Source organism: Streptomyces pseudovenezuelae, assembly GCF_029892565.1.
In the GTDB taxonomy this organism is placed as follows: Bacteria; Actinomycetota; Actinomycetes; order Streptomycetales; family Streptomycetaceae; genus Streptomyces; species Streptomyces pseudovenezuelae_A.
The window spans coordinates 71521-84023 of the sequence record NZ_JARXVH010000016.1 but is presented as its reverse complement, the minus strand read 5'-3'; the positions used below and the strand labels follow the sequence as shown (position 1 = coordinate 84023).

Below are 12503 nucleotides of genomic sequence, written 5' to 3'. Positions count from 1 at the left end.
GGAGCTATCCCGTGACGCAACATAGAGATGGTGGTGAAGCGAGTCAATGCAGAGGGATAGATCCGATGTGTTCGTTGCCCGGTAGCCAACCGCCAGCCCCGCCAGGAGGCTCAGCCCGACCCGGTCGCCGCCTGGTCCTCCAGCATCCAGGCCCGCGTCCCGAACGAGGCGGACGCCCGCGAGGCCACCACGGCCGCGCCTCGCAGTGCCCGCACGAAGCCCTCCGACGTCAGGCTCAGGTGCCCTCCCTGAGCCCGAGCCTGAACCGCGAGGTAATAGGCAAGCGCCCCGTGCAGTACATCCCCCGCACCCAGCGTGTCCGCCACCCGGACCGTGGGCACGTCCACCGTGCCACCGCCCTCGGGCCCCGCCCACACGATCGGCTGCCCTCCCCGGCTGACCGCCGACCAGGCGACCCCGTGCTCGCCCAAGAACCTCAGGGTGTCCGCCGCTGTGCTCACGCCGGGCGGGTGGAAGTCGGCCGAGCAGACGGCAACGTCGATCCACGGCAGCAGGTCCGGCGTGCCGTCCTTCCAACTGCCCCCGTCCAGAACGGTCGTACGTCCGACGGCACGCGCCGCACGGGCCACGGCCACCGCGAGCTCCATGTGGTGACCGTCGAACTCGACGACGTCGCGGTCGGCCACCAACGCGTCGAGATCATCGGGCGGGGCCAGCCGGTGACCCGTGGCGTTGGTCGACGCGACCGCACGCTCGCCGGTGGACGCGGTCACCAGGATGGAGGACACCGCGGGCGGCTCGACCGCGTCGGCCGCGAGGTCCGACACGGCGACGCGCAGCCGGTTCAGGTCGGCCGTGACCCCGAGCCCCAGCGGATGCGAGCCGATCGCGGTCAACAGCTCGGCCGTGCCCCCGAGATGACGGAAGGTCACGGCCGCGTTCGTCGCCGGACCGCCCGCGGCGAAGGTCTGCTCACGGGCCGTCAGTTTCTCGTTGGAGGACGGCACATGGTCCACGAGCTGGATGACGTCCAGCGTGCACAGCCCCACGAACAGCCCGTCAGGGCGTCCCCGTTCCGTCGCACTCACCTGCCCGCACCTCCTCTTGCCCGTCCCTCCAGCCGCCTCAGTATCTCCGTCAACTCCGCCACGCGAGGGGCCGGTAAGGAGGCGGACACGCGTCGGTAGCCCGATCGGCCCTGGCGCACGAACAGTGGGTAACCAAAAGTCCCCTTCTCCTCGTCGTTGACGGCTGCTTCGCCTGTGTTCACCTCCACCGCCCACGCTTGCCATGGGCATGCCGTGCAGCGGGTTCGTCAGCATGCCTTTCACCTCGCAGCGATCAGGAAGGGCGACCTGATGGGGCCAACTCAGCGGCGAAGACGGCCAGATGACGGACACGGACTGCGCGGCACCCACCGCCTCGTAGGAGTGGTCCTCACCGCCCTGCTGCTCGTGAGCGGCAATCTCACGACGGCGTACGCCGACACGGATCCGGAGGAGCGCGGCCCGGGTCGGGACAAGTCGGCGGGGGCCACCAGCCTGCCCACCCTCACCCCCGGCGAGGGGGCCTACCTGGAGGGCACGCAGAAGGTCGCGGCCACGCCGACCCTGGCCGGTGACTCGGTGACCAAGCTCGCGGTCGACGGCAAGGCGATCGACGCCGAGCGGACCCTCGGCGTGTCCCGGCTGAGTTTTGACGTCGGCTCGAACTCGACGGAGGCCCGCTACCACAACTACGTCCTGGTCAACGGCGACTACCGGGTCGACATCGGCGATCTCGTCAACGAGCGCGGCACGATGGAGATCCCGAACCAGGAGCTGGTCAAGGGCGAGAACCGGATCGAGATCTTCGCCGGTACGGTCGACAGCTCCTGCGGCACCAACTACGACGACTTCGTGCTCTCCGACATCGGCCTGGACCTGCTCGGCGAGGTCGCGGACGGTGAGGAGAACGAGTACACCTACTCCTTCGGCGACGGCAGTTGCGGTTCCAACACGTCACTGCTGACGAAGGCGACGCTCAGCTTCTTCGTGCTCGGCGATCCGCAGGGCACCACCGGACGCACCGTCGACCTCGACTCCACAAAGCTCGCCAACGGACAGCACACCCTGTCCGCTACGACCACTTCGGGCAAGACCGTCAAGAACAAGGTGACGGTCAACAACGCCCCCGCGGGCGCCCCGCGGCTGCTGCCCAAGGACGGCACGCTCGTGGCGGGCCGTCAGCCGGTGTTCGCGAGCTTCCCGGCCGGCACCGACGGTTCCGTCGACTCGCTGACCGTGGACGGCAGGGCGCCGGCCACCGACCCGCACCTCGGCAATGGCGCGGCCACCTTCTCCTTCGACGTCGGCTCGAACTCCGTCGACGACCGGTACGACAACCACCTGCTCGTCAACGGCAAACGCATCGACCTCGGCGGCACCTGGGTCAGCCAGCGCGTCGACATCGCGATCCCGGCGCGCTTCCTGATGCCCGGCGACAACGTCATCAAGGTCGTCACCAGCCCCTACAAGGAGAGCTGCGGCAACAACCGCGACGACTTCGACCTCGCGGACCTCGCCCTCGCCCTGGACGGCGCCACCGTCACGGGCCACGACATCGCCGACACGTACGCCATGGGCGACGGCACCTGTGGCAGCACGGACACCCGGCTGCGCGAGGCGGAGCTGCGCTACACGATCGACGCTCCGGCCGTGCCCGTCACCGAGACACTCGGCTCCGGCAACGCGACACTCGGGTTCACCGTCGGCAGCAACTCGATCGAGGCCCGCTACCAGAACTACCTCCTGGTCAACGGTCAAAAGCACGTGCTGGACGGCGACTTCGTGAGCCGGCACGTCGACCTGGCGCTCCCGAACGAGTGGCTCGTCCCCGGCTGGAACACCGTCGACTTCGTCACCGGCACCTACACGACCTCGTGCGGCGACAACCGCGACGACTTCGCCCTCTCCGGCATCACCCTCACCCCGGCGAACGGCACCGCCGAGGGCCGGATGCTCAAGGGGTCGTACAGCTTCGGCGACGGCAACTGCGGTGACAACGTCAATCCGTTGACGGAGATCGACCTGGAGTTCTTCGTCGACGGCCCGGCCCAGGGACTGCGCGCCGACCTCGACACCAAGAAGATCGACGACGGCGCGCACACCCTGGCCGCGACGTCGAAGAGCGGCAAGAGGGCGACCCGCGTCCTGGCCACCGACAACTCGGCGCCCCGGGTGACCGCCAGCACCCCGGCCGCCGGGCAGAAGATCACCGCCTCGGTCGTCCTCGACGTCCGGATCGACGACTTCTCCGGTGTGGTGACGGGTCCCGACGTCAAACTCGACGGCCGCCCGATCCAACTCGGCGCCTCCGTCGGCCCCGGCCTCCCGGCCGGCGAGCACACTCTCTCGGTGTCCGGCACGGACAGCCTCGGCAACACCGGTACCAGGGCAGTGAAGTTCAGATCCGCCGGCATCCCCGACGCCCCCGCCGACCTCACCCCGAAGTCCGGCACGACCGACGCCGGCAAGAACGTCACACTCTCCGCCAAGGTCGCGGAACCGGACGGCGGCAAGGTCGACGCCACCTTCTCCGAGGCCGAGATCCTGACCCCGGGCCGGGTGTACGAGGGCACGGCCCCGTCCGTCCCCACGACCCTCAAGGTCAAGGGGGAGCGACGGGTGAAGGCCTCCGGCCTCGAACCCGCCGACGGCAGGACCCTCGACGCACCGGCCGGCGAGGACGTCACCTTCCAGCGCTTCGACGTCGAGGTGAAGGGTCACGTGGACGCGCCGGTACTGCGCTGGGAAGGCGTCATCGACCCCGAACGGCTCGCCGCCCTGCGCGTGTGGAACACCGGCACCAAACGGTGGGACGTCCTGACGAGCACCCGCGGCGCCGCCGACGGCGACACCGTCCTCAGCACCGTCGTCGACCGCACCTACGTCGACCGGAAACAGATCCACGTCATGGTCACCGGCGAGGACCCGTTCGCCGACGACATCGACGCCGGCGACCCGAACTCCTTCGCCGACCCTGACTCGTACGACTTCTCGATCGTCCACTACACCGACACGCAGTACCTCTCCGAGGGCGCCGTCGAGCAGGAGACGCCCGAGGAGCGCGCGGTGTGGGAGAAGGCGTACGGCGATGTCTCGCGCTGGATCGTCGCCAACAAGCAACAGCGGAAGATCGCGTACGTCGCCCACACCGGCGACATCATCGAGAACAACATCCGCAAGCCCGCCGACGAGGCGACCCAGCGGGAGGTCGTGGGCGAGATGGAGGTGTCGTCCGAGCAGCAGAAGATCCTGGACGACGCGGGCGTGCCCAACGGCGTGATCGCGGGCAACCACGACAACCAGTCGGGCACCGAGAACGGCGCGGACGCCATCTACAACAAGTACTACGGCCCCGAGCGCTACGAGGCGCTGTCCAAGGGGTGGGAGCACGCCGAGTACGGCGGCCCGTGGCGCGCGGGCGACAACCAGAACCACTACGACCTGTTCTCGGCCGGCGGCCTGGACTTCGTCGTGGTGGGGCTGTCGTACGGGGTGACACGCGAGGAGGCCGAATGGGCCGACTCGATCTTCAAGCGCTACCCCGACCGCAACGGCATCCTGCTCTCGCACGACTACCTCGCCCCGAGCAACAACCCCGACGGACGCGGCGCCGCGTTCTCCCCGCCCGACGGCTCGATGCTCTACAAGACGGTCGTCCAGGACAACCCGAACGTGTTCCTGATCCTCGCCGGTCACGAGCACGGCGTGGGCACCAACGTGAAACCGCGCGTCGGCGAGGTCGCGCACGACGTCGTCGAACTGCTCGCGGACTACCAGTTCTACACGGTCTCCGCGGACCGGCTCGGGCTCACCGAGATCGGCGGCTACCAGCCCGACACCCAGCTCCAGTTCGGTGCGAGCTTCTTCCGGATGCTCCAATTCAACGTCAAACGCTCCGAGTTGACGGTGGACACCTACTCCCCGCTGCTCGACGAGTTCGGCTCCACCGAGTACGACACCCTCCACCGGTACGACGGCACCGAGGACAACATGGTCCTCCCCGTCGACCTCGGCAGCCGCAGGACGACCTTCAAGACCGACTCGCTCGCGCTGTACAACCCGGTGAGCGTCATCGGCCGGGCCAAGGTCGACTCCGGCAAGGTCGCCTCGGTGACCTGGAAGGGCCTCAAGCCCGGCACGACCCACGCCTGGTTCGTCACGGCACGCACCACCGGCGGCGGGGTGACGGCCTCCGAGCCGAGCGTCTTCGTCACCAAGGACGCCCATGGCCGCCCGGGTACGTGGGGACCGGACGTGCCCGGCTACCAGTGGTTCACGTCGTCCGAGGATCAGCAGTGACGGCGCCCCCATGGTCGACGCGCCTGTCCACCTCACGGCCGGGCGCGGCGCTCCTCACGGTCGTAGCCGCTCTGCTGGCCGTGCTCACCGCAGGTCTCGCCCACCCGACCCCGGCCGCCGCACACGATCTCACCTCGACCGCGTACGTCGAGGTGAGGGGTGCCGGAACCCGGGTGCAGGCAGACCTCGATCTCGAATACGACCTGCTGATGAAGTCGGCCTGGCTGTACGCCGAGGCGTACGAGGCGAAGGGCCGCACCGCACAGCTGCATCAGCTCAAGAGCAACGCCGACGCGGTGACCGAGTACGTCACGGCACGCTTCGCCCTCACCCACGACGACAGGCCCTGCACGCCCCGGCTCGCGCGGGACGCGGACGTCCGCACCCGGGGCACCAAACCGTTCGCCGTCCTCACGCTGGCCTACAACTGCCCGGGCACCGGCGGTACTTACGCGATCTCCAGCGCCCTGTTCCCCGACGCCGAGAGCTTCGTCCACAGCACCCGGACGATCGTGCACTACGACCTCGACGGCCGGCGCGGCTCCCAGGTGCTGACGGCCGGCGAACCGACCGTGGAGACCGGCGGGCACCACGAGTCCCACCAGATCGTGGAGTTCTTCCTGCTCGGCACCGAACACCTCCTATTCGGCCTGGACCACATCCTCTTCCTGCTGTCCCTGCTCATCGGCGCCCGCACCCTGCGCGCGGTCCTCCTGACGGCGACCGCCTTCACCGCCGCGCACAGCGTCACGTTCCTGCTGGCGGCGACGGGTGTGGTGCACGTGCCCGCGGCGGTCGTGGAACCGGTCATCGCCGCGTCCATCGCGGTGGTGGCCCTGGCCGGCATCCTCCTGCGCGACCGCGAGGGCAGCGGACGCTGGCGGCTGCCGACGGTCTTCCTCTTCGGCCTTGTGCATGGCCTCGGCTTCGCCGGAGCGCTCGGCATCGACGAAAGCTGGTCCTGGGAGCTGCTGTTGTCGCTGCTTAGCTTCAACGTCGGTATCGAAGCGGTGCAGTTGGGCATCATCGCCGTCGTCTTTCCCCTGCTGCTCCTCCTGCGCCGCACCACCGTCCACCGATGGGTGCTGCCCGCACTGACCACACCGATCGTGGTGGTCAGCCTGTACTGGTTCTGGGACCGGGTGTCGTTCGGAGGCGCGCTTTTCGACTCTTGAACTCTCCTCACATACCCCTCCTGGTGTTTTCCGTCTCGCAGCCGACAGGTCATCCGGCAGTCACAGGCCGGTGACGGCTGGTTGGGCTCCGCGGACGCGAGCACGAGAGGCTGCGGCACAGGGCCTCCTGGCTGTCGGTGCTCAGGCAGGTGGGTCGATCTCGGCTGTGGTCAGGTCCGCGAGGCGTTGTGCGGTGTTGAAGTGGGGGGTGAGACGGGTCTTGGTCATGGCGAAGGAGGTGCCGGTGGCGGTGTCGGCATAGACGTAGCTGCCGCCGCCACCCACCCAGCCGAACGTGGTAGGTGCCTCGTCCGGCTGCGTACCGATCCGGCCGAGCGGATAACCCAGGGCCAGCCGCGCATGGTTGCCGAAGACCTGGTCGGTGCCCTCGAAGGCCACCGCCGTCAACTCCTCGAGCTGGTGTGAATCGATGAGCCGACCGTCGAGGACCGAGGCGTTCATGGCAGCCGCTCCCCGCGCGGTGAAGGTCCCGACCGACGGGATGTCCGCTTGCAGGGTCTCGTGGCTGTTGCCCATGGCCGCGGTCGGTCGCAGTTCCCAGGGCGCGAGAATGGCATCGCCCTCAGGTGGGGCGACCGGGGGCGGTACGGCGTCTTCGAGTCGTGCCAGCCGGGCAAGGTCGGTTCGGGGCACACCGAAGTACAGGTCACCGTCGATGCCCAGGGGCGCGGTGACCCACTCGCGCAGGAGTTGCCGTATCGGTTTGCCCGTGACCCGGCGTGCGATCTCGCCGACGAGGAAGCCGAAGGTGAACGAGTGGTATCCCGTCTTGGTCCCGGGTCGCCACCGAGGTTCGGCGTCGGCGATCGCGGTGCAGACCCGCGACCAGTCGGTCAGGTCGGCAGGGCCGATGCCACGAGGCATCGCCGGCACGCCGACCGAGTGTGTGAGCACGTGTCGAAGAGTCGCCGACTCCTTGCCGCGGGCACCGAACTCCGGCCACAGGTCGACCACTGGAGTGTCGTATCCGACAGCACCGGTCCTGACGAGCAGGTGAGCGATCAGTGACGTCATGACCTTGCCTGCCGAGAAGCTGAAGAACGGGGTCTCCGGGGTCACCCTGCGCCCGGTCCGGCTGTCGGCGAGGCCGGCGACGGCGTCGACAACAAGAACGCCGCGGTGGTGGACGGCAACCTGCAAGCCGGTCTCGGCTCCGGTGTCGACGAGTTCGTCGAGGACGCTTTGGACCTTTTGCTGCAGTGAGGTCATCATCGTCACCGGCTCGGCCACGTGCAGCGGGTCCCGCTGGACGTCGACGGCTTGCCGAAAGCGGATCCGGCAGCCGGCGTGTCTCGACACAGCCCCGTGTCGCGGGCGATGACGGACTCGCCCAACCGATTCGAGGCACCCTCGAAGACGACGTTCACACCGGCCAAGGTATTCGTTTCCGTGGTCAGGTGGATAGCGACGCCCCTCGACCGGTCCCACTCGCCTTGAGCTCCACGTGGCCGTACCGGATCCCAGGCACCCGCCGGCCTACTGGAGGCTCCAGCGGTGCGGGTGTTGGGGATCGGCCGGGCAGGCGAAGACGTTGAGTTCGCCGTCGCGCCCCACACGGATATCGGCGATGCGACGGCCACGTACACCGGCGTGAGTCTCGTCGCACACCGGCCACGGCTCGTCCGCCGGCCAGAGCATCGGCCGGCCCACGGAACTGGCCGACACATCCGGACCGCCCGGCCGCGGGTGCGGCCGGGTGGTCGGGCGAGAACAAGTAGCCGACCGATTTGTGCGGCAGGGCGCTCAGGCAGGGTCGGCGTAGGGGCATTGGAACGTGTGGCGTCCCGAGCCGATCTCGAACAGGGGTCTGCCGTCGGGGAGTTGGACCTCGGCCCGGATGCCCGGAGGTACCAAGGTCTCCACGACGAGAGTGCCCGCACTGTCGCCCTCGATGCGCCAACCCGCCTCGGCCCTGCCGTACGGAGTGTCGTGAGCCGCCCTCGCCCACCTCAGACCGCCACCCGGGACCGGGGCGATGCGCAGCCGTCGCCAGCCGGGTTCGGCGGCGGCGAGGCCCGCGACCGTACGGTGCAGCCAGTCGGCGACGGCGCCGAGCGCGTAGTGGTTGAACGAGGTCATCTCGCCGGGGTTGACGGTGCCGTCGGGCAGCATCGAGTCCCAGCGCTCCCAGACGGTGGTGGCGCCCATGGTCACCGGGTACAGCCACGACGGGCAGCCCTTCTCCAGGAGCATGCGGTAGGCGAGTTGAGGCTCGCCCGCCGCGCACAGGGCGTCGCAGATCAGCGGCGTGCCCGTGAAACCGGTGGCGATACGGAAGGACGCGCGGCGCACGATCTGCGCCAACCGTTCGGCAGCGCCCCGCCGTTGACGTTCCGTCGGCAGGAGCGAGAAGGCGATGGCGAGGGCGTACGCGGTCTGGGTGTCCGAGGACAGGAGGCCGTCAGGGGTGACGTAATGGTCGGCGAAGCGCTCGCGTACGGCCTGTGCGTGTGCGCGGAAACGAGCGGCGTCGCCCTTGCCGTCCAAGTGCCCTGCCCCGTCCAGGAGGCCGGCGACCTCGGCGAGGACCTCCGCGGAGCGGATGACGTACGCGTTGGCGACGAGGTCGCCGTCGGTCCGCGACTCGCCCGGACGGTCCGGCGGAGCCTGCGGGTCGAGCCAGTCGCCGAGTTGGAAGTCCTGGCGCCACAGTCCGTCGCCCTCGGCGGTGAGCCGGATCGTGGCCTCGCCCCAGGCCCGCATGCTCGGGTACTGGGTGCGCAGCACGTCGAGGTCGCCGAAGCGCTGGTACAGCGTCCACGGCAGGAGCACCGCGACATCGGCCCACACCGCCTGGGCTCCCACGTCCGGGAAGGTGTCCGGCAGGACATCGGGGACGACGAGGGGCGGTACGCCATCCGGTCGCGCCAACTGCTCCGCGGACAGGTCCCGCAGCCAGCCGGTCAGCATGCCGGACCAGTCGTGGAGGAAGGTCGCGGTGGGTGCGAAGACCTGGATGTCGCCGGTCCAGCCCATGCGTTCGTCGCGCTGGGGGCAGTCCGTGGGGACGTCGAGGAAGTTGCCGCGCATGCCCTGCACGACGTTCTCGTGCAACTGGTTGACCAGTGGGTCGGAGCATTCGAACCAGCCGGTGCGGGCCATGTCCGTGTGCAGCACGACCGCCTCGATGTCGGTGGGGTCGAGCGGGCCGGGCCAGTTCCCGATCTCGGCGTATCTGAAGCCGTGGAAGGTGAAGTGCGGTTCGTAGGTCTCCACACCTTGGCCAGTCTCCATGCCTTCGCCGCGCAGGACGTACGTGTCCGTTGCGGCCGCGAACCGCAGGGGGCGGGTGCACAGTTCGCCGTGCTCCAGCACCTCGGCGTGGCGCAGGGTGATCTCGTGGCCGGCGGCGCCCGAGACGCGGATGCGCAGTCGGCCGACCAGGTTCTGCCCGAAGTCCAGGACGGTCTTCCCGGACGGTGTCGTGGTGACCGCGACCGGGGCGACGGTCTGAGTGCGCCGCACGGGAGGACCCGTCGGTGCCACCAACTCGGCGCGAGGTGCCGGGAGTTCAAGGACGGGCGCCCAGCCGGCCGTGTCGTGTCCCGGCGTGGACCATCCCGGCCTTTCCCGCCGCGCGTCGTAGACCTCACCGTCGTAGATCTCCGAACGCAGCGCCGGGCCGGTCGCGGTACGCCAGTGTTCGTCGGTGCGGACGGTCCGCGTCGTGCCGTCGGCGTACGTGATCTCCAACTGGGCGAGGAGCGCGCGGTGTTCACCGTAGATGTGGCGTCTGCCGCCGTGGAAGCCAAGGCGTCCGGTGTACCAACCCTCGCCGAGCAGTGCTCCGATGGTGTTCTCACCGGTCCGTAGCAGTGGGGTGACGTCGAAGGTCTGGTAGCGCAACCGGTGTTGGTAGGAGGTCCAGCCGGGGGACAGGACGTGGTCGCCGACGTGCTCGCCGTTGATCTCGGCTGCGTAGACGCCGTACGCGGTGATGTAGAGCCGGGCCGAGGCGACGGGACCGGTGAGGGTGAAGTCGTGGCGGAGCAGTGCGACGGGCAGCGGCTCGTCGGTGGGGGCGTGGTCCGGGGTGACGGGGCGGGCCGTCCAGTCGGCCGGTTCCAGGAGTCCGGTTTCCGCGTACGTGGTCCTCGACCAGGGCGACGGCTCGTCCGCGGTGTCGCCCCAGACGCGTACGCGTACGCCGACTCGTTCCCGGGAGCCGAGGTGCGGCCCCGGCCAGGGGACGAGGACGGAATCGGCGGATTCCACGCGTCCGGTGCCGGCGAGGACCGTGCCGTCGGCGGCGGTGATCTCCACCTGGTGGGCAGCTTGCCGCCAGTCCGTGGCGTCGGTGACCGTGCGCCAGCTGAGGCGCGGAGCGGACTCGCCGATGCCCAGGGGCTCGCGGTGGTGCTCGAAGGTGGGCGGCGTGACATGCACGGGGATCAACTCCGGTTCGGGTCATGGCAGATGTACACCCGTGGGGCACCGCCCTCGTCGGGCACGGGTTCCGCGGCCGTGGCGCGTACCCCCTCACGGACGGTCTCGCCGGTTCGGGGGTCGACCACCCGGTAGGGGAGCGGGACGTTCGCCGGGTCGGTGATGAACAGCGGTCCGCCCTCCTCCGCGTAACAGAGGTACAGCACGCCGGGGACGGACAGGCCCCGGGGCGCCAGGGCGGAGCGCCAGTCGGGCCGCATGTCCGTCAGTGGCAGGCCCTCAAGGATCCGGGCGACGAGCCCGACATGGCGCGAGCCCTCGAAGTCCAGTGCCTCCCGCCAGTCGGCGCCTTCGGCGAGGAAGAACTCCTCGTGCCCGGCTTCGGCGGAGTGCAGCCGCCACTGCCACAGGCTCGCCGCGCCGTACACCACGCCCATCGTGCCGCCGGCGCAGAGGTTGCTCCAGGCCTCGTGTCCCTGCCACCAGCCCGCGGCGCGGCCGGGGCGGCCGGTGTTCTCGTACGTGGGCTCGCCGTTCGCGACCGCCTTGGCGGGGGTGTTGCGCCACATGTCGGCGACCCGTTCCTGGACGTGCCCGCCCATGTGGCCGGTCTGGCACCACTGGAAGTGCAGCCAAGTCTCGCTCTGGTGGGCGCGGTTGTCGGCGTGCGGACGGTAGTGGATGCCACAGGGCTGGCCGTAGCCGTCCCAGCGGCCGACTTCCGCGCCGCCCGCCGCGATCTGCGGTTCGTGGCCCCCGCCGTCGGCGCCGACCAGGTAGACGGTGGGGGCGGCACCGTAGCGAGCCACCAGATAGCGGCAGTAGCGCGCGTACTCCTGCGGGGGGACCACCGGACCCGCCACCCGCAGGCCCTTCCAGCCGAACCCGTGGAAGAGCGGCTGGAGTACGGGGACGATCCCGTGGTCGCGCAGGATCCCGATCAGGTGGTCGAGGCACCGGAAGTACGCCGGCCTGAGCACATTGACGTGGCCGGTGGGCAGGTCTTCGAAGCCGACGTCGAACCCCTCGTCCGCGGTGCGGTCGCGGGGCCCGCGCGCGTCCATGTCGGGCTGGACGCTCATCAGCAGGGCCGCGTTGAAGCCCTTGGCCCGTCGGTCGTCCGCGTATCTCGTGACCTGGTCCTCCGTGGCCCGCCAGGGCAGGGCCCAGGCCGTGTCGCCGACCAACAGCGCGGGCGTCCCGTCGGCGTGCACCAGGCTGCGTCCGCCGGGTGACATCCGCCAGAAGCCGTGCCGGTGGAAGGCGTCGCCGTCGTCCGCGGCGGGGCGGACGACGAGTTCGCCGCTCTGCCCGGACAGTCCCTCGTCCGGGACGGAATTGCCGCTGAGCCAGGTCCAGCGGCCGTCCGTCTCCGGGGAAGCGAAACGGACCTTCCAGTCCCGGCCGCCGTCCCAGAAGGCGGGGCGGCGCAGTACGGTCCCGGACTCGTGCGTGAACTCGGCCCATACGTCGACGTCCGTGTAGGGGTTGGCGTAGTCGCGTGCCCCGGTCAGGGCGATCTCGGTCTGCCGCCAGGGGCCGGCCACTCTTTCCGCCTCCGACCGTGAATCGCTCATGACCGGCTCCGCCTCCGGACGCCTACGGCTCATTTCCG

At 69.8% G+C, this 12503-nt stretch carries 6 protein-coding genes; 2 read left to right on the top strand and 4 right to left on the bottom strand.

What is annotated here, in order from left to right:
- Positions 1-110 precede the first annotated feature (110 nt).
- Positions 111-1049 carry a PfkB family carbohydrate kinase gene (locus tag M2283_RS38315; protein ID WP_280881126.1) on the bottom strand — a complete coding sequence of 313 codons (939 nt, stop codon included), beginning with the start codon at positions 1047-1049 and terminating at the stop codon, positions 111-113.
- A 270-nt stretch (positions 1050-1319) separates the two neighbouring features.
- Here M2283_RS38315 and M2283_RS38310 point away from each other — a divergent pair, with 270 nt between their 5' ends.
- Together M2283_RS38310 and M2283_RS38305 are read left to right on the top strand one after the other, a co-directional pair.
- Complete coding sequence (locus M2283_RS38310) at positions 1320-5306, top strand: metallophosphoesterase (RefSeq protein WP_280881125.1); 3987 nt, start codon at positions 1320-1322, stop codon at positions 5304-5306.
- Complete coding sequence (locus M2283_RS38305) at positions 5303-6481, top strand: HupE/UreJ family protein (protein ID WP_280881124.1); 1179 nt, start codon at positions 5303-5305, stop codon at positions 6479-6481. Before M2283_RS38310 ends, M2283_RS38305 begins: the two co-directional genes overlap by 4 nt.
- Positions 6482-6622: 141 nt before the next feature.
- Here M2283_RS38305 and M2283_RS38300 read toward each other — a convergent pair whose 3' ends face one another.
- The 3 genes from M2283_RS38300 to M2283_RS38290 form a co-directional block, all read right to left on the bottom strand.
- Positions 6623-7801: a serine hydrolase domain-containing protein gene (locus M2283_RS38300; protein WP_280881123.1), complete on the bottom strand. Its 1179-nt coding sequence runs from the start codon at positions 7799-7801 to the stop codon at positions 6623-6625.
- A gap of 444 nt (positions 7802-8245) precedes the next feature.
- On the bottom strand, positions 8246-10888 hold the full coding sequence (locus tag M2283_RS38295) for an alpha-L-rhamnosidase (RefSeq protein WP_280881122.1): 2643 nt from the start codon (positions 10886-10888) through the stop codon (positions 8246-8248).
- Between the two features lie 5 nt (positions 10889-10893).
- Entirely contained in the window at positions 10894-12465 is a 1572-nt protein-coding gene (locus M2283_RS38290; RefSeq protein ID WP_280881121.1) for a DUF4038 domain-containing protein, read from the bottom strand.
- Between the last annotated feature and the right edge of the window lie 38 nt (positions 12466-12503).